We start from the raw sequence: 21,104 nt of genomic DNA, 5'->3' as shown, positions 1-21,104 counted from the left end.
CCATCCGGGCGACGCGGGGCTTTTCGTGCCTGCCAAGCTGCGGTAGGGCGCCGACCGACCTTTTGACCGAAGATTGACCTGACCCATGACCCTGTTCAGCCGTTTTTCCGACCATATCGATACCGCTCTGGATGCGCTTGTCGCGCGCGGGGCACTGCCCTCCGGGCTCGATCGCGGGGCGATCAGCGTCGAACCGCCGCGCGACCCGGCGCATGGCGATGTCGCGACCAACGCCGCAATGGTGCTCGCCAAGCCCGCAGGGACGAACCCGCGCACGCTCGCCGAACTGCTCGTCGGCGAACTGACGGCAATCGGCGAAGTGACCGAAGCGAGCGTCGCCGGACCGGGCTTCATCAACCTGCGCGTCGCCGACGATAGCTGGCGCGGCGAGCTGGCGCTGATCCATGCCGAGGCGGGCGATTATGGCCGCTCGGCGATGGGCGCCGCGCGGCGCGTCAATGTCGAATATGTGTCGGCGAACCCGACCGGCCCGATGCACGTGGGCCATTGCCGCGGCGCGGTGGTAGGCGACGCGTTGGCGGCGCTGCTCGAATATTCGGGGCACAAGGTCACGCGCGAATATTATGTCAACGACGCCGGTGCGCAGGTCGATGTGCTCGCGCGCTCGGTCCACATGCGCTACCGCGAGGCGCTGGGCGAAGATATCGGCGCGATTCCCGAGGGGCTCTATCCCGGCGATTATCTGAAGCCCGTCGCGGAAAAGCTCGCCGCCGAATATGGCGACCGCTATGTCGGCGCGCCCGAAAGCGCGTGGCTCGGCCTGTTCCGCGCCGAGGCGGTGAGCGCGATGATGGACATGATCCGCGCCGACCTCGCCAAGCTGGGCATCCATCATGATCTCTTCTCGTCGGAGGCCGAGCTGCAGGCCGAGGGCAAGCCCGCCGCCGCCGAAAAATGGCTGCGCGAGCATGACCTGGTCTATGACGGTGTGCTCGAAGCGCCGAAGGGCGAGACGCCCGAGGATTGGGAGCCGGTTGAACTGCCGCTGTTCCGCTCGACCAAGTTCGGCGACGATCAGGACCGGCCGATCAAGAAATCGGACGGGAGCTGGACCTATTTCGGCGCCGACCTCGCCTATCATTATCAGAAGGCGCAGGACGCCGACGAGCTGATCGACATCTGGGGCGCAGACCATGCGGGGACGGTCAAGCGCATCAAGGCGGCGGTCGCGGCGCTGACCGGCGGCGCCAAGAAGTTCGACGTCAAGCTGGTCCAGATGGTCCGGCTGCTCAAGAATGGCGAGCCGTTCAAGATGTCGAAGCGTGCGGGCAATTTCGTCACGCTCGCCGACATCGTCGACGAGGTCGGCAAGGATGCGGTGCGCTTTACCATGCTGACGCGCAAGGCTGACGCGCAGATGGATTTCGACTTTGCCAAGGTGGTCGAGGCGTCGCGCGACAATCCGGTCTTCTATGTTCAATATGCCCATGCGCGGATCGCATCGCTGAAGCGCAAGCTCGCCGATGCGGGTATCGCTGCGGCGGCGCCCGACATCGCGCGGCTCAACGCCTATGAGCTGGGGCTGGTCAAGCTGCTCGCGCAATTCCCGCGCACGGTCGAGGCGGCGGCGACGGCGCGCGAACCGCACCGCATCGCCTTTTATCTGGGCGACGTCGCCGCCGCTTTTCATGCGTGGTGGAACATGGGCAACGATCGGCCCGACGCCCGTATCATTTTGGCAAATGACGCCGAACTGACCGTAACCCGCCTTTATTTGGCCGATGGAATCGGGCAGGTTATCCGCAACGGGCTGCACCTGATGGGGGTGGAGGCGCTCGAGGAGATGGCGTGATGGCGACGGATGCGGGATTGGGGCTGGAGGACGAGGATCGCCTGCCGTGGCTGGAACCCGCCGAAGGTTTCGAGGATGATGCCGAAGTCTCGCCCGCGCGCCTGCTCATCATGGTGCTCGGCGGGCTGCTGCTGATCGGTGCTGTGCTCGGCGGGCTGTGGTGGGTCCAGAACGGCGGCGCGCGCGGGCAGGGCGAGCTGATCGTCGCCGACAAGGGCGACTACAAAGTGCCGCCAAAGACCGACGGCGCCAAGACGTTCGAGGGCGAGGGCGCAGCGAGTTTTGCGGCGAGTGAAGGATTGACCCCCGGGGGCAAGGTCGATCCGAGCCGCATGCCCGAGGAACCCGCAGTGACACCCGCCGAACGCGACGCGATGGCGCAGGCCGAGGCCGCGAAGGCGCAGGCCGACAAGGCCGCCGCTGCAAAGGCCGAGGCGGCGCGGATCGCGGCGGCTGACAAGGGCAAGCCCAAGCCCGCGGCGATGTCGGTCAAGACCGGCGAAGCGACAGGCGCGCAGGCCGAGGCGGCCGGCGCCGCGACCGGACTGGTTCAGCTTGGCGCGTTCAGCAGCGAGGCGGCGGCGAACAAGGCGTGGGGCAATCTGAGCAAGCGCTTTGCCTATCTGTCCGAATTGAACCGGTTCGTTTCGCCGGCGAAGACCGGGAGCGGCACCGTCTACCGTTTGCGCGTGGCGACCGGTACGGCGGCTAACGCATCGAATTTGTGCGGAAAATTGCGTGTTGCGGGCGAAAATTGCGTCGTCGTTCGTTGATATCGCCCGTTTTGCCGCACCCGCCGTTGGTTCGCCGCACCGGCTATGGCATAGTCGATCCCTTGGCCGATGCCTGAGGGGGCGTCCGCCGGTGGAGGTTGACGTACGATGATACCCGCGATCTTCGGCCTGTCGGGCCTGACGCTGACCGACGACGAGCGCGCTTTCTTTCGCGACAGCGCGCCCGCGGGCTATATATTGTTCGGCCGCAATATCGAGAACCGCACCCAGCTTCGCCGCCTGACCGACACGCTGCGCGAGCTTGACGGGCGCGCCAATCTGCCGATCCTGATCGATCAGGAAGGCGGCCGCGTCGCGCGCATGAAGGCGCCCGAATGGCCCGATTTTCCGAGCGGGGCGGCGTTCGATGCGCTGTACGAACGCGCGCCGGCGAGCGCGATCGAGGCGGCGCGGCTCAATGCGATGGCGCTCGCCTCCATGCTTGCCGAAGTGGGGATCACCGTCGATTGCCTGCCGCTGCTCGACGTGCGCCAGCCGGGGGCAAGCGATGTGATCGGCGATCGCGCGCTGGGCAGCGAGCCGATGCGCGTTGCGGCGCTGGGCCGCGCGATCCTGAGCGGATTGCAGGACGGCGGCGTCGTTGGGGTCGTCAAACATATTCCGGGGCATGGCCGTGCGCTGCTCGATTCGCACAAGGCACTGCCCGTCGTCGATGCCCACGACCGCGAGTTGCAGACCGACCTTGCGCCCTTTGCTGCTCTGCGTGACGCGGCGATGGCGATGACCTGCCACGTTATCTTCAAGGCGTGGGATCCCGATCTGCCCGCGACGCTGTCGCCGACGATCATCGGCAGCGTGATCCGTCAGCGCATCGGCTTTCACGGCCTGTTGATGACCGACGACCTCGATATGGAGGCGCTGTCGGGCGACGTCCCGTCGCGCGCGGCGGCGGCGATCGCCGCGGGCTGCGACCTGGCGCTCAACTGCTGGGCGAAGATGGACGACATGGTCGGCATCGCCAACGCACTCGACCCCATCGGCGCGGACTCGCTCGCCCGGCTCGAAGGCGCGATGGAGCGGATCGCCGGGATGCACGACGAGCGCCAGTTCGCGGCGCTGATCGACCAGCGCGACGCGCTGCTGGCGCTGGCGTGATGGCGGGCTGAGGCATCGATGGAGGAACTGCCGCTCGAATATGGAGTCGTGCCGGCAGCGGCGGAGCGCGAGGATGCGCTCCAGCTCAATCTCGAAAGCTGGGAAGGGCCGCTTGACCTGCTGCTGACGCTCGCGCGCAGTCAGAAGGTGGACTTGCGCCAGATTTCGATCCTGGCGCTGGTCGAACAATATCTGACCTTCATCGCCGAAATGCGCGCAAAGCTGGAGGTTGCGGCCGATTATCTGGTGATGGCGGCGTGGCTTGCCTATCTGAAATCGGCGCTGCTGCTGCCCAAGGATCCGGCCGAAGATCCGTCGCCCGACGAACTGGCGCTGCGTTTGCAATTGCGCTTGCAGCGGCTCGCGGCGATGCGCGAGGCGGCGGCGCGGCTGCTGGCGCGTGACCGGATTGGCCGCGACGTCTTCCTGCGTCCGAATCCCGAGGGGTTGCAGGATGTGAAGGTGCGGCGCTGGGATGCGAGCCTGTACGATCTGCTCTCGGCTTATGGGCAGGTCAAGCTGCGCACCGAACCCGTCGTGCATATGGTCGCGCGGCGTCCCGTGGTGACGCTCGACGCGGCGCTCACCCACTTGCAGCGGATGCTGGGCATCCAGCTCGATTGGGCCGAGTTGTCGGCCTTTCTGCCCCCCGATTATCAAGGGCCGCTGCGCCGGTCGGCGATCGCGTCGAGCTTTGTCGCCGCGCTCGAACTGGCGCGGCAGGGGCGGGTCGAATTGCGGCAAGAGGCGGCGTTCGAGCCCCTCTATCTGAAAGCGAGCCAGGGATGAGCGAGATCGACGACCGCGAACGCGCGATAGAGGCAATGGTCTTTGCCAGCGACGAGGCGCTCGATGCGCGACAGATTGCCGGGCGTTTCCACGACGAACTGACGCCGGGCGAAGTGCGCGCGATTCTGCAGGCGATCGCGGCGCGCCACGCGGGGAGCGGTATCGAACTGGTCGAGCGCGGCGGCCACTGGCATTTCCAGACCCCCGCCGATCTTGCGCATCTGCTCCGCCGCGAACGCGACGATCCGCGCAAGCTGTCGCGCGCCGCTGCGGAAGTGCTGGCGATCATTGCCTATCACGAGCCGGTGAGCCGCGCCGAGATCGAGGCGATCCGCGGCGTTCAGACGTCGAAAGGGACGCTGGACGTGCTGATGGAGGCCGAATGGATCGCGCCTGCCGGGCGGCGCGAGGTGCCGGGGCGGCCGCTGATCTACAAGACCACCGACGCTTTCCTGCAGCATTTCGGGCTCGCGAGCCGCAAGGATCTGCCCGGGATCGAGGATCTGCGCGCGGCGGGCCTGCTCGACCCGGTCGATCTCGCCTTCGATGCGGCGATGGACGAACTGGACCTAGTAAAAGACGGCGAGGAAGCCTAGATAGCGGCCTCAAGGAGAATTTGAGATGGGTAGCTTCAGCATCTGGCACTGGCTCGTGGTCGGGATTCTCGTCCTGCTATTGTTCGGCAAGGGTCGCTTTTCGGACATGATGGGCGACGTCGCCAAGGGCATCAAAAGCTTCAAGAAGGGCATGGCCGAAGACGATGTGCCGCCGCCCGCACCGCGCCAGATCGACGGTCAGCGCGCGCCCGAGGCGGCCCCGACCCCCACCGCGGAAACCGAAAACCGCTGATCGCGGCCCGCACGCGGGGGAAGGCCTGAACGATGTTCGACGTCGCGCCGACCGAGTTGCTGCTCGTCGTGGTGGTAGCCCTGGTCGTCATCGGACCCAAGGATCTGCCGAAGGCGATGCGTTTTGTCGGCAAATGGGTCGCCAAGGCCCGAGGCATGGCGCGTCACTTCCGTTCGGGACTCGACACGATGATGCGCGAGGCCGAGCTTGAGGAGCTGGAAAAGCAGTGGCGCGAACAGAATGACGCGATCATGCGCCAATTCCCGCGCCTCGATGGCGTCGATGCGCCGCCGATGATTCCGGCGACCTCGCTGCCCGACGCGGGCGCGGCCGACGCCGGCGAAACGCCGCCCGTCGATCCCGATCATTCCGCGGCCCTGACGCCGCCTACCGCCGCCCCGTCCGGTACGTCGACCGAAACTCCGCCGGAAACCCACGCCGTTCCGCCGAAGGACGGCCCGTTACCATGAGCGCCGATACGCCGGTTCATAAAGAGGATGAGGATGGCGCGGGCGGCAAGATGCCGCTGCTCGACCATCTGATCGAGCTGCGGTCGCGGTTGCTGAAATCGCTACTCGCGATCGCGCTCGCATTCGGCGTGTGCCTCTATTTCGCGCGACCGATCTTCGGCGTGCTGGTGCACCCGCTCGTCGCGGCGGGGCAGGGCAAGCTGATCTACACGCAATTGTTCGAGGCGTTTTTCGTCGAGATCAAGGTTGCGCTGTTTGCGGCGATGATGATCGCCTTTCCGGTGATCGCCAATCAGCTGTGGAAATTCGTCGCGCCGGGGCTTTATCGCAAGGAGCAGCGCGCCCTGCTGCCCTTCCTCTTCGCAACGCCGGTCCTGTTCGCAATCGGCGCCTCCTTCGCCTATTTTATCACGATCCCGATCGCGCTGAAATTCCTGCTCGGCTATCAGGGCGAGATCGGCGGCGTGACGCAGGAAGCGCTGCCGTCAGTAGGCAATTATCTGAGCTTCGTGATGCAGTTCATCATGGCGTTCGGCATCGCCTTTCTGTTGCCGATCCTTTTGATGCTGGTCGAGCGCGCCGGGCTGGTGACGCGCCAGCAGCTGATCGGCGCGCGCCGCTACATGATCGTCGCGGCGTTCGCGATCGCCGCCGTGTTCACGCCGCCGGACGTGATGAGCCAGCTCCTCCTCGCGGTGCCGCTTGTCTTCCTTTACGAGATTTCGATCTTTGCGATCTGGTTTACCCAGCGCCGACGCAAAACAGGCGCCGAAGCGGCGCCTGTCGAGCCTCCGGAAGAGGCTAAAGGGTAAGTAACCCGCCGATCAGTGAATGGCGTCGTCGCCAGCTTGGCCGACCGATTCGATATCGCGGCCGACGCCCTTCACCGTGTTGCAGCCAGCGACCAGAAAGCTGGCGAGCAGGGTAAGAAGGATTACGCGAGCACTCGTCATAGTCTGTCACCTCTCACGGGATTTTTTGCAAAATGGCCCGGCGCGCTTCGAGGGGGGGGGGGAGGGAATGCGAGCCGGGCCAATGTTGCTGAGCAGCGCTGCGGGGGGGCGATGATCGCTGCTCAAATGGGAAACCCGCGTTGCGAGGGATAAGTTCCGCAAAAAAAACGCCGCGATGAAAAAATTTTTGGGGAGCCCGGCGAAGCGTGCAAATCCAGCGATTTGGGTCAGCCCATCGCCGTCAGGCCGCTGAGCACCGCAAGCCCGAGGAACGAGAAAAAGCCCATCATGTCGGTCATCGTCGTTACAAAGACGGCCGACGATACCGCCGGATCGATGTCGAAACGGTCGAGCGTTACCGGCACCAATATGCCCGCGAGCCCCGCAACCAGATTGTTGATGAGCATCGCCGAGGCGATCACCGCACCCAGAAGCGGGTTGCCGAAGATGAGCGCGGTGCCAGCGCCGATCAGAATGCCGAGCGAGAGGCCGTTGACTGTCGCGATGCGAAATTCGCGCAGGATCATGCGCATCGTGTTCGACGCGGTAAGCTGATTGGTGGCGATCGCGCGCACGGTCACGGCGAGCGTCTGGGTTCCGGCATTGCCGCCCATGCCCGACACGATCGGCATCAGCACCGCGAGCAGCGCATATTTGGCAATGGCGGTTTCAAAGATGCCGACGACCGATGCTGCGAGCATCGCGGTGCCGAGATTGACGACCAGCCAGCTCAGCCGGGTGCGGATGGTCAGCGTGATCGGTTCGTTGATGTCGCCGTCGCCGGCACCCGACAGGCGCAAAATATCCTCGCCCGCCTCTTCCTGGATGATGTGGACGACGTCGTCGACCGTGATCATCCCGACGAGCCGCCCCGCCCTGTCGACCACCGCGGCCGAGATGAGCGCATATTTCTGGAAGCGCAGCGCGACCTCTTCCTGGTCCATGTCGACCGGGATCAGCGTCTGCTCGCGCCTCATTATGTCATTGATTGCGACGCTGCGCGGCGCCCGCAATATCCAGCTCAACTGGCAGGTGCCGACCGGGCGGTGCATCGGGTCGACGACGAAGATTTCCCAGAAGTCGGTGGCGAGATCGACATCCTCGCGCAGCCGGTCGATGACGTCGCCGACGGTGACATGTTCGGGCACCGCGACGAATTCGCGCTGCATCAGGCGCCCGGCGGACTCCTCGGGAAAGGAGAGGGCGTCCTCGATCGCGGCGCGATCTTCGGGCTCCATGGCGCGGAGAACGGCCTGCTGCTCGTCCTCCTCCATATCCTCGATGATCGCAACGGCATCGTCGGTGTCGAGTTCGGACGCGATTTCGGCGACCTGTTCGGGCGCGAGCAGATCGATCAGCCGCTCGCGCACATAATCGTTCATTTCCGCCAGCACGTCGGGCGACAGAAGGTCGCCGAGCACCTGCGCCAGGAGCGGGCGGTCTTCGTCAGAGACGAGCTCGAAAAGGTCGGCGATGTCGGCAGGGTGCAGGCGGCCGACGCGTTCGCGCGCCGCCTCGACCTCGCCCTCTTCGGCAAGATCGATGACGTCGCGCACGAACGCGGGTTTCAGGCGATCGTCTTCGTCGAGTTCGGTTTCGGTTTCGCGCGGGGGATGGCCGGGGTCATGATCGAGCCCGTCGGCGGTGAGCACGTCTTCGGGCGGCAGGGAATCTTCGCGTTTGTCCATCGCGCGGTCCTCCCTGGCTGCTACGGCGTCGAAGGCCCTCCACTAGTCGCGGACGCGCGTCATGGCAACGCTGCAGCCGAATTTAGTGCGTGGCATTGGCGCGGCGCGCCGCTATGGCGGCGCCAACTCATTCGAAGGAGAGACACCATGTCCGAACAGACCCTTACCCTGTCGCTGTCGACCGGCGACGTCGTCATCCGCTTGCGCCCCGACCTCGCGCCCCAGCATGTCGAACGCATCACCCAGCTCGCGCAGGAAGGCTTTTACGACGGCGTCGTCTTCCACCGCGTCATCCCCGGCTTCATGGCACAGGGCGGCGATCCGACCGGCACCGGCATGGGCGGCAGCAAGCTTCCCGACCTGCCCGCCGAATTCAACGCCGAACCGCATGTCCGGGGCGTCTGTTCGATGGCGCGCGCGCAGAATCCGAACAGCGCGAACAGCCAGTTCTTCATCTGCTTCGACGATGCGCGCTTCCTCGACCGCCAGTATACGGTGTGGGGCGAAGTGATCGAAGGCATGGAAAATGTCGACGCGCTGCCCAAGGGCGAGCCGCCGCGCGAGCCCGGCAAGATCGTCAAGGCGACGGTTGCGTAACTCGCTCCGTCATTGCGAGGAGCCGCAGGCGACGACGCAATCTCCAGCTGTCGGCATGACGTTACGATGGCTGGAGATCGCCACGCGCCCTGCGGGCGCACGCGATGACGATTTGGCTTTCATCATTCTCCCACGAACCCGTTCAACCGTTCGCAAGCGGCGATCCAGTCTTCCTTGAACGCCTGGACGACCTGGCCCGCGCTCATCGCCTCGTTCATCAGGCCGACGCCCTGGCCGACCCAATAGGTTGCGAGCTGCTTGGCGCCTTCGTGACCGCCTTCGGACAGCTTGTCGACCTTGCGCAGCGCGGGTTCGCTGACCAGCGATTGCAGCGGCATCGGGAGCGGTTTCGGCGCGCCCTCGGCCTCCCACGCATCGGTCCAGGGCGAGCGGAGCTGGCGCGAGGGCTTGCCCGTCCGGCTCTTCGATCGCACCGTGTCGCGCGACGAGGCGGCGAGCATTTTTTCCTTCACCACCGGATTGGTCTCGGCTTCCGACGTGGTCAGCCACACCGATCCACACCAGGCGCCATGCGCGCCCATCGCCATCGCTGCGGCCATCTGACGCCCGGTGACGATGCCCCCCGCAGCGAGGATCGGCGTCGTCGCGCCGACGGCATCGAGCGCCGCAGCCACCTCAGGCACCAGCACCATCGTTGCGACCTCACCGCAATGGCCGCCCGCTTCGCCGCCCGCAACGACAAGGATATCGACCCCGGCGCGGACCTGCGCCAGCGCATGATCGCGGGTGCCGACGAGCGCGGCGACCGGCACGCCGTGCCGCTTGCCGAGTTCGAGCATCAGTTGCGGCGGCACGCCGAGCGCGTTGGCGATCAGGCGAATCGGATGGCGAAACGCAACTTCGAGCAGCTTCGCCGCGCCTTCTTCATGCATATTGTCGCCGAAGCTCTGCCGCGCTTCGGTCGCACCGTCGAGGCCGGCCGCATCGACGCCGAATTTGTCGAGCACATCGGCCGCGAAGCCGAGATGCGTCTCGGGCACGCGCGCCGCGCCCGCCGCCGGTGCCTCGCCCTTGCCGGCGAAGCTGTTGGGGACGATCAGGTCGACGCCATAGGGCTTGCCGCCGATGTGCGCGTCGATCCACGCAAGCTCTTCCTCAAGTCGCTCGGGCGGCAACGAAGCGGCGCCGAACACGCCCATGCCGCCGGCTTTCGACACCGCGACGACGACGTCCCGGCAATGCGAAAAGGCGAGCAATGGAAATTCGATTCCGAGCATGGCGCAGATGGGCGATTGCATGTCTCTCTCTCCAATTTGCTATTTGCACCCATGTCAGCGCCAGTTGACGTAAACGTCAAGTTGATTTGCGCCCGCCACGCTTTATCGCCGGGGCATGACCGGATTTTCCTTACCCGATTTCGACCTCGACGCCTTCGTCCGTGCGACGCTTGCCGAGGATATGGGGAGCGGCGGCGACATCACGTCGATGGCCGTCATCCCCGCCGACGCCGTTTTCACCGGGGTGATGGACAGCCGCGATGCGATTAGCGTTGCGGGGCTGCCGATCGCCGAGCGATTCTTTCGCGCGCTGGCGCCCGATATGGTCATCGAGATTCTGGTCGAGGAGGGCGCATGCGTTCCCGCCGGCACCGACCTGATGCGCCTTTCGGGCAATGCGCGGGCGATGCTGACCGCCGAACGGTCGGCGCTCAACACCGTCCAGCATCTGTCGGGCATTGCGACGATGACGCGTAGCTATGTCGATGCGATCGCCGGCACCGGCGCGACGCTGCTCGATACGCGCAAGACGATCCCCGGCCTGCGCGTGCTGGAGAAATATGCAACCCGCATGGGCGGCGCGACCAATCACCGCATGGGCCTTTGGGACGCGGCGATGATCAAGGACAATCATGTCGCGGTCGGGGGATCGGTCGAAGAGGCGGTGCGCCGGGCGGTGGCGGCGGGAATCGCCGATATCATCGTCGAGGTCGACCGTATCGACCAGGTCGAGGCCGCGTTGGCATCGGGCGCGACGCATCTGCTGCTCGACAATATGACCCCCGACCAACTGCGCGAGGCGGTGGTGATCGTCGCCGGGCGCGTTCCGACCGAGGCGTCGGGCGGGGTGCGGCTCGACACGATTGGCGCCATCGCCGCGACCGGCGTCACCTTTGTTTCGGTCGGGCGCCTGACCCAGTCGGCGCCGGCGGCCGACATCGGGCTCGATTTTGCGCTCGTCTGATACGCCCTCCCTATCCGCTCGCCCTGCGCTTGTCTGAAGGGTGGACCTTCATCATCCTTGGCAAGGAAGAACGGTGTTTCGACAGGATCAGCACGAGCGGAAGATAGGAAAGGCGCTTCTGGCGCTGACTCTGCTGCTCGCCCCCGCGGCGGCGCAGGCGCAATCGCTGGCCTGTGCCGCGCCCGACCGGACGCCGGTGCCGCGGATCGAGCGGCCCGCGCGCGGCGAACCCGTCCGCAAGCCGCCGACGACCGGCTATCTGCTGAGCATGAGCTGGTCCCCGCAGCATTGCGCAGGCGCGCGCAATCCCAAGGATGCACGCGACCGGTTCCAATGTTCGGGCGAAAACGGGCGTTTCGGATGGGTGCTCCACGGTCTGTGGCCCGAGACCGATACACCGGCCTATCCCCAATGGTGCCGTCCCGCGAAGATCGTCGCCGCGCCAGTGCTGCGCCGCCATATGTGCATGACCCCTTCGGCGCAGCTTTTGCAGCATGAATGGGCGAAGCACGGCACCTGCATGAGTTCCAACCCCGCCGCCTATTTTCGCGCCGCCGAAATCCTGTTCCGCGCCGTGCGCTTCCCCGACATGAAGGCGCTGTCGGGGCACGTCCGCACCGCGGGCGACGTGCGGCGCGCCTTTGCGAAGGTCAATCGCGGCATCGATGAGCGGATGATCGCGGTCGCGACCGATCGCGGCGATTGGCTGACCGAGGTACGGCTGTGCCTGGGGCCGCGGATGCGGCCGCAGGCGTGCAAACCCTTTCAGCGCGGCCTCGCCGATGCGCGCGCGGTGCGCGTGCGGCCGATGGATTAACACCTGCAGGGCAAGGCGTCCCGCGCCGGGACGGCGGCGATGTTAACACTCTTTTAACCTTATCGACTCGTTAACGGGCGCCTAGCCTGCCGGGCATGGATTCGGACGAGCATATCGACATCCGCGAGCGCATCCGCGCTTATGGCGCCCGGCAACTGGTCCTTGCGCGGCTGAGCGCGCCGGAGGATTGGCAGGGCGAATTGCGTGGCGCGCTTGCGGCGCAGCGCGAGCGTCCCGCGCTCTGGTCGCGCGACAGCGATTTTCGTCTGTTCGCGGAAAGCTTCGCGATCTTCTTTACCGCGGCGATGATGTTCCTGATCTGACGGCGGACCGCCGATCGGGCCACACTGCTAGAGAATCTCGCGCACGACATCCTGCGGGCGGCAGAAGCGGACGCCCTTGTCGGTTTCGACGAAGGGGCGGTTCACATAGGCGGGGGTGGTGACCATCGCCGCGATAATTTCTTCTTCGTCGGCGTCGGGCAGGCCGCGTTCCTCGGCATCGGTGCCGCGCAGGCGCAGCGCGTCCCGCGCGCTCAGACCCGCGTCGCGAAACAGCTGGCGCAGCTTGTCGGCGCTGTAGGGCGTTGTCAGATATTGAATCACCTCGACATCGACGCCGGGGGTTTCCTCGAGAATCGCCAGCGTCTTGCGCGAAGTGCCGCAGGCGGGGTTATGCCAGATGGTTGCCTTCATGGCGCAGTTCCTAACGGGAGCGTAATGGAACGTAAACGCACTATTCATGGCATATATGGCACATTTGCCCGCATGAAGAGGCTTGGACTCCTTGCCTTTGGCGCCCGAACCACGGCTTATAGTCTGCCGAGGGACCGCCAAAGGCGGCAATGAGGGCTGGGTTGCACGTGAAAGAATTGATCGATCGCAGGGCTATGCTGGCGGCGATGGCGGGCGCGGGGGCGCTGGCCGCGACATCGGCGCGCGCAGCCCCACTTCCGGACTGGATCACCGGGCATGGGCAGGCGGCGACACCGCCGCCGGTCGACTATCTGGCCGTCGCGCGGCAACAGCTGGCGCGGCAGGGCAACCGGATCGCGCAGGCCGACCGTGTCGGGATCGTCGATTTCGGGCTGCCCTCCTATCGCCCGCGCTTTGCGCTCGTCGATCTGATCGCCGGCAAGGTGGACATGTATCCGGTCACCCATGGCCGCGGATCGGACCCGCAGCATGACGGATGGCTCAAGACCTTTTCGAACGTCCCCGGCTCACTCGCCTCGTCGCGCGGCGCCTATCGCACGAGCGATTATTATTGGGGATCGAACGGATCGTCGATGCGGCTCGCGGGGCTGGAGGCCGACAACAGCAATGCCGACATGCGCGCGATCGTCGTGCATGGCGCCTGGTACGCCGAGCCGTCGCTGATCGCGACGCAAGGCAAGCTGGGGCGCAGCGAGGGCTGTTTCGTGTTCGGAGAGGAGTTGCTGCCGCAAATTCTATACAAGCTGGGGCCGGGCCGACTGCTCTACGCCGACAAGCTGAGCTTAGCGCCCGCGTCTCCGCCGCCCTTCGAATTGCCGCCGGTCGCCGACAATATCATCCGCACCGGCGCCACCCAGGGATCGATGCCGACCAAGGCTGATTGAGAATTCTCGGGTTTCATGCCCGAGGATGTCAACGCAATGTCATCCGATTCCGAAAGGAAGAACGGAGCCGGGGGCATCGCCGCCCGGTCGCCGCTTGATCAGTAGATTGCGCCTTTTTCGGGTTTGGGCGCCTGCACCGTCTGCGTCGTCGGAACGACCGCGGGCGGCGTCGGCGAAATCACCACGGCAGCGGCGCGGCCGGGCTTGGCGAAGCTCGTCACCACCGGCGCGTCGCGGCCGTAAAGGTCGTTCAGCTTCTTGATGCCGCCCTTGCCGTCGGGGACGACGGTCCAATAAGCGACATAGACGGGGAAGGGCTTTTCGAAGCCGAAGCGCGTCGTCTTGCCGCTAGCGACGACATCCCCGAATTCCTCGGGCGTGCGGCCGGCGAACATCACCGCCATCAGGCCAGAGAAATGCAGGGCCTTTTCGGTGCGGATGCAGCCGTGGCTGAAGGCGCGCGAATCCGCGGCGAACGCGCCCTTCGAGGGCGTGTCGTGTAAATAGATGGCGTGCGGGTTCAGCATTTCGAGCTTCATGACGCCCAGCGCATTGTTGGCACCCGGCTGCTGCACCACTGACAGCGCCTTGCCGCTGCCCGTCCAGGTATAGCCCTGCGCGCGGGCGCGCGCCGGATTGGTCGCAATCGTCGATCCGATGCCTTCGGCGATGATGCTCTTGGGCAGCGTCCAGGTCGGGTTGACGATGATCCCCGTCGCCATGGGGTTGAGCTGCGGCGTCGGGGTCGACGGTTTGCCGACGACCGCCTTGTGCGTCGCGATGACGACGCCGTCATGGACGACGCGGGTCAGATATTCGGGCACGTTGCTGACAACATAGCCTTCGCCAAGATCGCGCGGCATCCAGCGCCAACGTTCCATGTTGACGCGGATCGCGTTGGCGTCGGTGGGCGTCTTTGCGGTCTTGAGCGCGGCTTTCAGCACCGCGAAATCGGGATGGACGGGGTCGAGGCTGACCAGCGCCTGCGCGACGTCGTTCGCGGTGAGCGCGCTGCCGAGCAGCGGGATCAGCGGTTCGGTCTGCGCGTCGCCATCGGTCATGAACCATTGTTTGCGCGCAGCATTGGGCGTGCGGCCGTCGCGCATGTGCGTGGCGAGCAGCAGAAAGCTATCGGTCGCGACCTTGTCGAGCGTGATCTGATTGCCGCCGTCGATCGCGGCCTTCAGCGCTTCGGGATTGTAATCCTTGGGGAACAGGCCTTCATCGCCCGCCGACTGGATGAAGGCGAGCAGCGCCCTGGCATTGTCGACGCTCCAGCTCGGCAGATTGGCCTCGGCGACCGTTTCGATCTCGGGCGCGTCATCGGTCACCTTGTCGGGTTGCAGAACGACCGAGTCCTCCTTGACGCTCGTCTGTGCGGCGACGGGCGCCGCAAGCAGGGTCAGCGGGAGGATAAGCGCCGCGGCCGGGCGCACGTAAAGGGGGAGATTTCTGGCCATGGTTAAGGCCCATAGCCAATAATCCCCCCGTGCGAAAGTGAGCTGGGACACAATCCGTCGTGTCCGCGCGCGAACCCGGCGTCGATGGGGGCAGCGTCAGGCCTTGTTGTCGGCATCCTGCTTCGCCAGCCATTCCTCCAGCCACTTGATCGTATAATCGCCGTGGATGACGTCGGGATCGGCGAGCAGCGCCTGATGCAGCGGAATGTTCGTCTTCCCCCCGCCGATAACCATTTCCTCGAGTGCGCGGCGCATCCGCATCATGCAGCTTTCGCGCGTGCGGCCATAGACGATCAGCTTGCCGATCATGCTGTCGTAATAAGGCGGGATCGAATAGCCGGCATAAAGCCCGCTATCGACGCGCACATGCATGCCGCCGGCGGCATGATAATTGGTCACCTTGCCCGGTGAGGGCAGGAAGTTACGCGGATCTTCGGCGTTGATCCGGCATTCGATAGCATGGCCGCGGAATTCCAGCTCGTTCTGCTGCACCGAAAGACCCATGCCGTCGGCGATACGGATCTGTTCGCGGACGAGGTCGAAGCCGGTGATCATCTCGGTCACCGGATGTTCGACCTGGATGCGCGTATTCATTTCGATGAAATAGAATTCGCCATTTTCCCACAGAAACTCGATCGTCCCCGCGCCACGATAGCCCATCTTTGCCATCGCATCGGCGCAAATGCCGCCCATGCGGGCGCGCTCTTCGGCCGAAATCACGGGCGAGGGGGCTTCTTCGAGCACCTTCTGGTGGCGGCGCTGCAGCGAACAGTCGCGTTCGCCGAGATGGATGGCGTTGCCCTTGCCGTCGCCGAAAATCTGAAATTCGATGTGGCGCGGGTTGCCGAGATATTTTTCCATATAGACGGTCGGATCGCCGAACGCCGCCGCAGCCTCGCTCGATGCCTGACCCATGAGGCTTTCGAGGCCGGAGGGGTCGGGGACGACCTTCATCCCGCGGCCGCCGCCGCCCGACGCGGCCTTGATCAGCACCGGATAGCCGATTTCCTCGGCCATCCGTTTCGTTTCCTCGCCATAGGTGACGGCGCCGGGCGAACCCGGCACCACCGGGAGACCGAGCGCGACAGCGGTGCGCTTCGCCTCGACCTTGTCGCCCATGGTGCGGATATGTTCGGGCTTCGGCCCGACGAAGATCATGTCATGCGCTTCGATAATCTCGGCAAAGCGCGCATTTTCCGACAGGAAGCCATAGCCGGGGTGGATGGCGTCGGCGCCCGTCACTTCGGCAGCCGAAATGATTGCCGGGATGTTGAGATAGCTGTCCTTCGCCGCCGGCGGGCCGATGCAGACGGCTTCGTCGGCCAGGCGGACATGCATCGCATCGGCGTCGGCAGTCGAATGGACCGCGACCGTCTTGATGCCCATTTCGTGGCAGGCGCGGTGAATACGCAGCGCGATCTCGCCGCGGTTGGCGATGAGCAGTTTCTCGATGGCCATCGGCGGTCCCTCAGCCGATGGTGAACAGCGGCTGGTCATATTCGACCGGCTGGCTGTTCTCGACATGCACGGCCTTGAGCGTGCCCGAGGTAGGCGCGGTGATCGGGTTCATCACCTTCATCGCCTCGATAATCAGGATGGTATCGCCTTCCTTCACCGCCGAACCCACGCTCGCGAAATTGGGCGCGCCCGGTTCGGCAGCAAGATAGACGGTGCCGACCATCGGCGACTTCACGGCGTCGGCGAAGCTGTCGGCGGCGGGGGCAGCTATGGCGGCCGGCGCGGCGGCTGCGGGTGCGGCAGCGACGGGCGCGGCAACTGGGGCCGGCGCGAAAGCGACCGGCGCCGCGGCGGCGGTCAGCGTCCGCGCAACGCGCACCTTGCGTTCGCCGTCCTCGACCTCGATTTCGGAAAGCTGCGTGTCGTCGAGCAGTTCCGCGAGCGCGCGGACGAAGGCCGGATCGATGTTGATGCCGTGCTCTTTATGGTCACCCATGAGATATTTCCTGTTGTTGCGGCACTGTTGATCGCGTGCCTTGACCCCGTTTCTGATCGCGCCTCTTGTCAGAAGCGCGCGGCGGCGTCCAGCGCCAGCATATAGCTGTCTGCGCCGTGGCCTGCAAAATGCGCGGCCGCCGCCATGCCGATATAGCTGATATGGCGAAAGGATTCGCGCTTCATCGGATCCGACAGATGGACCTCGATCACCGGAACGCGGATCGACTTGATCGCGTCGTGCAGCGCGACCGATGTGTGCGTATAGCCCCCGGCATTGAGCAGCACCGCCTTGGCGCTGGCGAAATGCGCTTCGTGCAGCCAGTCGATCAGCGTGCCTTCGTGGTTCGATTGGCGGCAATCGACGCGCAGACCCAGTGCCGCCGCACGCTCGGCGAGCCGCTCGTGGATGTCCTCCAGCGTGTCATGCCCATAGATTTCGGGCTCGCGCGTGCCCAGCAGGTTGAGGTTGGGCCCCGAAAGGACAAAGACGGCGGGCGTTTCGGAACACTCGTTGGACAAGGGCACGGTCTTTCGGTTGCGACGCGGGTCGCTCCCCCTATATGGGCTGCACGTCAAAAGGCAAAGCAGGCGGGACTCGTGATTTCCATCATTCTCAACGGCGATCCGCGGCAGGTGCGCGCAGGCAGCATTGCCGATCTGGTCGCGTCGCTGGGCCTCGACGTCAAGAAGGTCGCGGTCGAGCGCAATCGCGAGATCGTACCGCGCTCGACGCTCGCCGACGTCGCGCTTGCCGAGGGCGATGCGCTGGAAATCGTTCATTTTGTAGGAGGCGGTTGTTGACCGACCAGTGGAGCGTTGCCGGACGGACCTTTAGCTCGCGCCTGATCGTGGGCACCGGCAAGTACAGGGATTTCGAGCAAAATGCAGCGGCGGTCGCCGCGTCGGGTGCGGAAATCGTCACCGTTGCGGTGCGGCGCGTCAATGTGTCGGACCCGACCGCGCCGATGCTGACCGATTATATCGACCCGAAGAAGATCACCTATCTTCCCAATACCGCCGGCTGCTTCAATGCCGACGACGCGATCCGCACCTTGCGGCTGGCGCGCGAGGCGGGCGGCTGGGATCTGGTGAAGCTGGAGGTGCTGGGCGAAGCGAAGACGCTCTATCCCAATATGCGCGAAACGCTGGAGGCGACCGAGGTGCTGGCCAAGGAAGGCTTTCTGCCGATGGTCTATTGCGTCGATGATCCGATCGCCGCCAAGCAGCTGGAAGATGCGGGCGCGGTTGCGATCATGCCGCTCGGCGCGCCGATCGGGTCGGGGCTGGGCATCCAGAACCGGGTGACGATCCGCCTGATCGTCGAGGGGGCGTCGGTGCCGGTGCTGGTCGATGCGGGCGTCGGGACGGCGAGCGATGCGGCGGTGGCGATGGAACTCGGCTGCGACGGCGTGCTGATGAACACCGCGATCGCCGAAGCCAAAGACCCCATCCGCATGGCGCGCGCCATGAAGCTCGCGGTCGAGGCGGGGCGCGATGCCCATCTCGCCGGCCGTATGAGCCAGCGTCGCTACGCCGATCCGTCGAGCCCGCTCGCCGGGCTCATCTGATATTGATCCAGCGCAATGCGCCGCCCGCGCGGCGCTGCCATGCCGGTGTCTCTGACAAGGAGGCATGGGCATGGGTGGCACGCGGCGCCGGATCGTCATCGTCGGGGCGGGACCGGCGGGGGTGAGTTTCGCGCGCGCGCTGGCGGATACGCCCGCCGAGATTACGCTGATCGAGCGCGCGCCGCTTGCCGCACTGGCCGAACCGCGCTTCGACGGGCGCGAGATTGCGCTGACGCATCGGTCCGAACGCGCGCTGCGCGACCTGGATGCCTGGTCGCGGATTCCGGCGGCGGACATTCACCGCCTTGACCGCGCCGAGGTGCTGAGCGGCCGGGCGCGGTTTGCGATGCGGATCGATCCGGGGGCCGGCGACGCGCGGCCGCTCGGCCATCTCGTGTCGAACCATCATTTGCGCCGGGCGCTGTTCGAAAGCGTTGCGGGACAGGCGAATATGGATCTGCGCGCGGGATGCGCGGTGGAGCGCGTTCAGGCAGGGCGCGGCGGCGTCACCGTGACCCTTGCCGATGGCGCTGTGATCGAGACCGATCTTCTGGTCGCGGCGGACTCGCGCTTTTCGGCGATACGCGACCAGCTCGGCATCGGCGTGGACGTCAGGCCGGTCGGCAAGACGATGCTCGTCGGCCGGGTAGGTCACGCGCCCTGCAAGGCGGGCGTCGCGACCGAATGGTTCGCCCGGCACCACACGCTGGCGATGCTGCCGCTGGGGGAGGGGCTTTCGTCGGCAGTCATCACCCTGATGCCCGAAGCCGCCGATGCCTTCATGGCCGAATCCGGCGAGGTAAAGGCGCGCCGGATTGCGGCGATGACGCGCGGCAGATGGGGCGCGGTCGCGTTGGCGAGTGATTTTCATGCCTATCCGCTGACGACGACCTTCGCGCATCGCTTTGCGGCGCCGCGTGCGGTTCTGATCGGCGATGCGGCGGTCGGCATGCATCCGGTGACCGCCCATGGCTTCAACTTCGGGCTGGCGGGCGCGGTCCGGCTCGCGAAGCTGTTGGCGTTTGCGGATGATGTCGGCGATGCGCGCCGCCTTGCGCGCTACGCTGCCGCGCATCGTGCCGAGACCTGGCCGCTGTTTCAGGCGACGCGTGCGATCGTTGGCCTCTTCACCGACAACCGCCATCCGGCGATGGCGCTCCGCCATGCGGCGCTGGGGCTTGGCGCGCTGCCGCCGGTTCGGATGGGCCTGCACGCGCTGCTCATGCAGCAGCGGGACGCGCGTGCAGCCTAAGCCCCTCGGTCGACGCTTCGTCTCGTTTCGTCCCGCGACCAAGGAACAATGAGGGGTGGCAAGTCGTTGATTTGACGAGAGGCGCGATCGCCTCTTTGCAGCAAAGGAGACTCCCCATGGGCGAACTGACGGAAAAGGCGAAAGGCCTGACGAACGAAGCGATCGGCAACACCAAACAGGCGATCGGCAAGGCGACCGACAATGAACGCCTGCGCGCCGAAGGCGACCTTCAGGAACGCAAGGGCGAAGCCCAGAACATCAAAGGCAAGGTGCAGGGCGCGCTCGGCGACAAGGTCTGACCGACCCGCTCTGGCCACCGGCCAACAAAAAGCCCCCGGGAGCGATCCCGGGGGCTTTTTGCTGGTTCGGGAACGCGGCGTTATTTGCCGCCGGATGCGACCAGATCGACGTCGGTCATCCCGCCGTCGGTGCGCAGGAACAGGACATAGGCGAGGTCGCCTTTTGTCCCGCCCAGAATATGTTCGTTGCCGCGCACGCGGTGGTCGCTCGTATAACCCGCACGCACCGCCATCGTGTGATAATAGTCGAGAACGCCCTGGATCGAGGCGGCGGTCTGGAAATTGACGACGCGGATGTTGCATTTTCCGCCGGCCACCCCCGCCGCCTCTCGCAGCGTCGCGCGCGGATAGAGCTTGAACGCTGGCGGCAGACGGTCGGCCCACTGGTTGCCGTAGGTCAGCTTGGCGTCGCAGCTGCCCTTTTGCTGTTCACGCGCCAGCGCGCCGATGGTGACCGGGCGCTTGGCGGCGCAATCGCCGTTGCAACCTTCCTCGAACGGCAGTGCCTTGGGCGCGGTGAGCAGCTTGCCCGCAGCCTGCGCCGCCGCCGCTTCGGCCGCCGCGGCCGCCTTGCCGCTCGCCACGCCCGGAACGCCGCCGTCGACGGGCCGGTTGCCCGGCGTCGCCGCGTTGCGGTTCGCCTGCCCGGCCAGCTTGGGGTCAACCATGATCTTGTCTTCGAGCGCGCCCTTCAGCGCGGGGTCTTCATTGGTCAGCCCGTCGTCGAGCGAATTGAGGTCGGCCTTTGCCTGCGGATTGTCGCGGCACCCCGCGAGCGGGGCCGCGGCCATCAGCAGGCCGGCAATCAGCCATTTTCCCCGGACGATCATTGCTAACACTCCCTTAATCTCTCACCCGGACTTGCCGGAAGCTGGTTAAGAAGATGTGAGCAAAAAGCGTTA

At 65.6% G+C, this 21,104-nt stretch carries 26 protein-coding genes; 17 read left to right on the top strand and 9 right to left on the bottom strand.

Annotation, left to right across the window (positions count from 1 at the left end):
* Nucleotides 1-85 precede the first annotated feature (85 nt).
* The 8 genes from argS to tatC all read left to right on the top strand — a co-directional run bounded on the left by argS (nt 86) and on the right by tatC (nt 6,622).
* Nucleotides 86-1,813: an arginine--tRNA ligase gene (argS, locus tag P1IM2_RS09730; protein WP_186402315.1), complete on the top strand. Its 1,728-nt coding sequence runs from the start codon at nt 86-88 to the stop codon at nt 1,811-1,813.
* Nucleotides 1,813-2,586, top strand: a complete 774-nt coding sequence (locus tag P1IM2_RS09725; RefSeq protein WP_186402314.1) for an SPOR domain-containing protein — start codon at nt 1,813-1,815, stop codon at nt 2,584-2,586. Before argS ends, P1IM2_RS09725 begins: the two co-directional genes overlap by 1 nt.
* Nucleotides 2,587-2,694: 108 nt before the next feature.
* Nucleotides 2,695-3,702, top strand: coding sequence for a beta-N-acetylhexosaminidase (nagZ, locus tag P1IM2_RS09720; RefSeq protein ID WP_003047798.1), 1,008 nt, complete (start codon nt 2,695-2,697; stop codon nt 3,700-3,702).
* 18 nt (nt 3,703-3,720) lie between these two features.
* On the top strand, nt 3,721-4,491 hold the full coding sequence (locus P1IM2_RS09715) for a segregation and condensation protein A (protein ID WP_186402313.1): 771 nt from the start codon (nt 3,721-3,723) through the stop codon (nt 4,489-4,491).
* Complete coding sequence (gene scpB, locus P1IM2_RS09710; protein WP_062765402.1) at nt 4,488-5,087, top strand: SMC-Scp complex subunit ScpB; 600 nt, start codon at nt 4,488-4,490, stop codon at nt 5,085-5,087. Before P1IM2_RS09715 ends, scpB begins: the two co-directional genes overlap by 4 nt.
* Before the next feature lie 25 nt (nt 5,088-5,112).
* Entirely contained in the window at nt 5,113-5,340 is a 228-nt protein-coding gene (locus P1IM2_RS09705; protein ID WP_186402312.1) for a twin-arginine translocase TatA/TatE family subunit, read from the top strand.
* A 32-nt stretch (nt 5,341-5,372) separates the two neighbouring features.
* Nucleotides 5,373-5,810: a Sec-independent protein translocase protein TatB gene (tatB, locus tag P1IM2_RS09700; RefSeq protein ID WP_186402311.1), complete on the top strand. Its 438-nt coding sequence runs from the start codon at nt 5,373-5,375 to the stop codon at nt 5,808-5,810.
* Nucleotides 5,807-6,622, top strand: a complete 816-nt coding sequence (gene tatC, locus P1IM2_RS09695) for a twin-arginine translocase subunit TatC (protein WP_003047782.1) — start codon at nt 5,807-5,809, stop codon at nt 6,620-6,622. The genes tatB and tatC overlap by 4 nt, the downstream gene beginning before the upstream one ends.
* 12 nt (nt 6,623-6,634) lie before the next feature.
* Here the strand turns inward: tatC and P1IM2_RS09690 are convergent, their stop codons facing one another.
* Nucleotides 6,635-6,763, bottom strand: coding sequence for an entericidin A/B family lipoprotein (locus P1IM2_RS09690; protein WP_003047780.1), 129 nt, complete (start codon nt 6,761-6,763; stop codon nt 6,635-6,637).
* Nucleotides 6,764-6,990: 227 nt separating this feature from the next.
* Nucleotides 6,991-8,451 (bottom strand): magnesium transporter, encoded by a 1,461-nt coding sequence (gene mgtE, locus P1IM2_RS09685; RefSeq protein ID WP_186402310.1) that lies wholly within the window; start codon nt 8,449-8,451, stop codon nt 6,991-6,993.
* A 147-nt stretch (nt 8,452-8,598) separates the two neighbouring features.
* On the opposite strand from mgtE, the gene P1IM2_RS09680 reads away from it, so the two are divergent.
* On the top strand, nt 8,599-9,048 hold the full coding sequence (locus P1IM2_RS09680; RefSeq protein WP_058812727.1) for a peptidylprolyl isomerase: 450 nt from the start codon (nt 8,599-8,601) through the stop codon (nt 9,046-9,048).
* Between the two features lie 122 nt (nt 9,049-9,170).
* On the opposite strand, the gene P1IM2_RS09675 is transcribed toward P1IM2_RS09680, so the two are convergent.
* Nucleotides 9,171-10,286, bottom strand: a complete 1,116-nt coding sequence (locus tag P1IM2_RS09675; protein ID WP_260833969.1) for a nitronate monooxygenase family protein — start codon at nt 10,284-10,286, stop codon at nt 9,171-9,173.
* Nucleotides 10,287-10,401: 115 nt separating this feature from the next.
* On the opposite strand from P1IM2_RS09675, the gene nadC reads away from it, so the two are divergent.
* The 3 genes from nadC to P1IM2_RS09660 all read left to right on the top strand — a co-directional run bounded on the left by nadC (nt 10,402) and on the right by P1IM2_RS09660 (nt 12,390).
* Nucleotides 10,402-11,250 carry a carboxylating nicotinate-nucleotide diphosphorylase gene (nadC, locus tag P1IM2_RS09670; protein WP_186402309.1) on the top strand — a complete coding sequence of 283 codons (849 nt, stop codon included), beginning with the start codon at nt 10,402-10,404 and terminating at the stop codon, nt 11,248-11,250.
* A gap of 73 nt (nt 11,251-11,323) precedes the next feature.
* Nucleotides 11,324-12,067, top strand: a complete 744-nt coding sequence (locus tag P1IM2_RS09665) for a ribonuclease T2 family protein (protein WP_254535660.1) — start codon at nt 11,324-11,326, stop codon at nt 12,065-12,067.
* A gap of 95 nt (nt 12,068-12,162) precedes the next feature.
* Nucleotides 12,163-12,390, top strand: a complete 228-nt coding sequence (locus tag P1IM2_RS09660; protein ID WP_062902765.1) for a hypothetical protein — start codon at nt 12,163-12,165, stop codon at nt 12,388-12,390.
* 27 nt (nt 12,391-12,417) lie between these two features.
* Here the strand turns inward: P1IM2_RS09660 and P1IM2_RS09655 are convergent, their stop codons facing one another.
* Nucleotides 12,418-12,762 carry an arsenate reductase family protein gene (locus tag P1IM2_RS09655; protein WP_186402308.1) on the bottom strand — a complete coding sequence of 115 codons (345 nt, stop codon included), beginning with the start codon at nt 12,760-12,762 and terminating at the stop codon, nt 12,418-12,420.
* Between the two features lie 167 nt (nt 12,763-12,929).
* Here P1IM2_RS09655 and P1IM2_RS09650 point away from each other — a divergent pair, with 167 nt between their 5' ends.
* Nucleotides 12,930-13,667: a murein L,D-transpeptidase catalytic domain family protein gene (locus P1IM2_RS09650; RefSeq protein ID WP_234179904.1), complete on the top strand. Its 738-nt coding sequence runs from the start codon at nt 12,930-12,932 to the stop codon at nt 13,665-13,667.
* Between the two features lie 98 nt (nt 13,668-13,765).
* Here P1IM2_RS09650 and P1IM2_RS09645 read toward each other — a convergent pair whose 3' ends face one another.
* The 4 genes from P1IM2_RS09645 to P1IM2_RS09630 form a co-directional block, all read right to left on the bottom strand.
* The gene (locus P1IM2_RS09645) at nt 13,766-15,127 is read right to left on the bottom strand and encodes a L,D-transpeptidase family protein (protein ID WP_186402307.1); all 1,362 of its coding nucleotides are present in this window, start codon (nt 15,125-15,127) and stop codon (nt 13,766-13,768) included.
* A gap of 96 nt (nt 15,128-15,223) precedes the next feature.
* A complete protein-coding gene (gene accC / locus P1IM2_RS09640) occupies nt 15,224-16,585 on the bottom strand; it encodes an acetyl-CoA carboxylase biotin carboxylase subunit (protein WP_186402306.1) in 1,362 nt (453 codons plus the stop codon).
* A gap of 10 nt (nt 16,586-16,595) precedes the next feature.
* Nucleotides 16,596-17,081: an acetyl-CoA carboxylase biotin carboxyl carrier protein gene (accB, locus tag P1IM2_RS09635; RefSeq protein WP_186402305.1), complete on the bottom strand. Its 486-nt coding sequence runs from the start codon at nt 17,079-17,081 to the stop codon at nt 16,596-16,598.
* Between the two features lie 68 nt (nt 17,082-17,149).
* Nucleotides 17,150-17,602, bottom strand: coding sequence for a type II 3-dehydroquinate dehydratase (locus P1IM2_RS09630; RefSeq protein WP_062902761.1), 453 nt, complete (start codon nt 17,600-17,602; stop codon nt 17,150-17,152).
* 78 nt (nt 17,603-17,680) lie between these two features.
* On the opposite strand from P1IM2_RS09630, the gene thiS reads away from it, so the two are divergent.
* From thiS to P1IM2_RS09610, 4 genes are all read left to right on the top strand, one after another.
* Nucleotides 17,681-17,884: a sulfur carrier protein ThiS gene (gene thiS, locus P1IM2_RS09625; protein WP_062902760.1), complete on the top strand. Its 204-nt coding sequence runs from the start codon at nt 17,681-17,683 to the stop codon at nt 17,882-17,884.
* Nucleotides 17,881-18,651, top strand: coding sequence for a thiazole synthase (locus P1IM2_RS09620; protein ID WP_186402304.1), 771 nt, complete (start codon nt 17,881-17,883; stop codon nt 18,649-18,651). Before thiS ends, P1IM2_RS09620 begins: the two co-directional genes overlap by 4 nt.
* Before the next feature lie 70 nt (nt 18,652-18,721).
* Nucleotides 18,722-19,903: a 5-demethoxyubiquinol-8 5-hydroxylase UbiM gene (gene ubiM / locus P1IM2_RS09615; RefSeq protein WP_186402303.1), complete on the top strand. Its 1,182-nt coding sequence runs from the start codon at nt 18,722-18,724 to the stop codon at nt 19,901-19,903.
* Nucleotides 19,904-20,019: 116 nt separating this feature from the next.
* Nucleotides 20,020-20,202 carry a CsbD family protein gene (locus P1IM2_RS09610; protein WP_062902757.1) on the top strand — a complete coding sequence of 61 codons (183 nt, stop codon included), beginning with the start codon at nt 20,020-20,022 and terminating at the stop codon, nt 20,200-20,202.
* A gap of 80 nt (nt 20,203-20,282) precedes the next feature.
* Here P1IM2_RS09610 and P1IM2_RS09605 read toward each other — a convergent pair whose 3' ends face one another.
* A complete protein-coding gene (locus tag P1IM2_RS09605; RefSeq protein ID WP_186402302.1) occupies nt 20,283-21,032 on the bottom strand; it encodes a hypothetical protein in 750 nt (249 codons plus the stop codon).
* Between the last annotated feature and the right edge of the window lie 72 nt (nt 21,033-21,104).

This window comes from Sphingopyxis sp. P1IMeth2 (genome assembly GCF_900185685.1).
GTDB classification, from domain to species: domain Bacteria; phylum Pseudomonadota; class Alphaproteobacteria; order Sphingomonadales; family Sphingomonadaceae; genus Sphingopyxis; species Sphingopyxis terrae_A.
The sequence above is the reverse complement of the archived record's forward strand: the minus strand, read 5'-3'. Positions and strand labels throughout refer to the sequence as shown.

Bases quoted from the DNA above. Each gene is read 5' to 3' on its own strand.
- ubiM (WP_186402303.1), top strand. From the start codon at position 18,722: ATGGGTGGCACGCGGCGCCGGATCGTCATCGTCGGGGCGGGACCGGCG.
- nagZ (WP_003047798.1), top strand. From the start codon at position 2,695: ATGATACCCGCGATCTTCGGCCTGTCGGGCCTGACGCTGACCGACGAC.
- tatC (WP_003047782.1), top strand. From the start codon at position 5,807: ATGAGCGCCGATACGCCGGTTCATAAAGAGGATGAGGATGGCGCGGGC.
- scpB (WP_062765402.1), top strand. From the start codon at position 4,488: ATGAGCGAGATCGACGACCGCGAACGCGCGATAGAGGCAATGGTCTTT.
- accB (WP_186402305.1), bottom strand. From the start codon at position 17,081: ATGGGTGACCATAAAGAGCACGGCATCAACATCGATCCGGCCTTCGTC.
- argS (WP_186402315.1), top strand. From the start codon at position 86: ATGACCCTGTTCAGCCGTTTTTCCGACCATATCGATACCGCTCTGGAT.
- P1IM2_RS09610 (WP_062902757.1), top strand. From the start codon at position 20,020: ATGGGCGAACTGACGGAAAAGGCGAAAGGCCTGACGAACGAAGCGATC.
- P1IM2_RS09680 (WP_058812727.1), top strand. From the start codon at position 8,599: ATGTCCGAACAGACCCTTACCCTGTCGCTGTCGACCGGCGACGTCGTC.
- P1IM2_RS09675 (WP_260833969.1), bottom strand. From the start codon at position 10,286: ATGCTCGGAATCGAATTTCCATTGCTCGCCTTTTCGCATTGCCGGGAC.
- P1IM2_RS09705 (WP_186402312.1), top strand. From the start codon at position 5,113: ATGGGTAGCTTCAGCATCTGGCACTGGCTCGTGGTCGGGATTCTCGTC.
- accC (WP_186402306.1), bottom strand. From the start codon at position 16,585: ATGGCCATCGAGAAACTGCTCATCGCCAACCGCGGCGAGATCGCGCTG.
- P1IM2_RS09725 (WP_186402314.1), top strand. From the start codon at position 1,813: ATGGCGACGGATGCGGGATTGGGGCTGGAGGACGAGGATCGCCTGCCG.
- nadC (WP_186402309.1), top strand. From the start codon at position 10,402: ATGACCGGATTTTCCTTACCCGATTTCGACCTCGACGCCTTCGTCCGT.
- P1IM2_RS09660 (WP_062902765.1), top strand. From the start codon at position 12,163: ATGGATTCGGACGAGCATATCGACATCCGCGAGCGCATCCGCGCTTAT.
- tatB (WP_186402311.1), top strand. From the start codon at position 5,373: ATGTTCGACGTCGCGCCGACCGAGTTGCTGCTCGTCGTGGTGGTAGCC.
- P1IM2_RS09645 (WP_186402307.1), bottom strand. From the start codon at position 15,127: ATGGCCAGAAATCTCCCCCTTTACGTGCGCCCGGCCGCGGCGCTTATC.
- mgtE (WP_186402310.1), bottom strand. From the start codon at position 8,451: ATGGACAAACGCGAAGATTCCCTGCCGCCCGAAGACGTGCTCACCGCC.
- P1IM2_RS09715 (WP_186402313.1), top strand. From the start codon at position 3,721: ATGGAGGAACTGCCGCTCGAATATGGAGTCGTGCCGGCAGCGGCGGAG.
- P1IM2_RS09605 (WP_186402302.1), bottom strand. From the start codon at position 21,032: ATGATCGTCCGGGGAAAATGGCTGATTGCCGGCCTGCTGATGGCCGCG.
- P1IM2_RS09690 (WP_003047780.1), bottom strand. From the start codon at position 6,763: ATGACGAGTGCTCGCGTAATCCTTCTTACCCTGCTCGCCAGCTTTCTG.
- P1IM2_RS09655 (WP_186402308.1), bottom strand. From the start codon at position 12,762: ATGAAGGCAACCATCTGGCATAACCCCGCCTGCGGCACTTCGCGCAAG.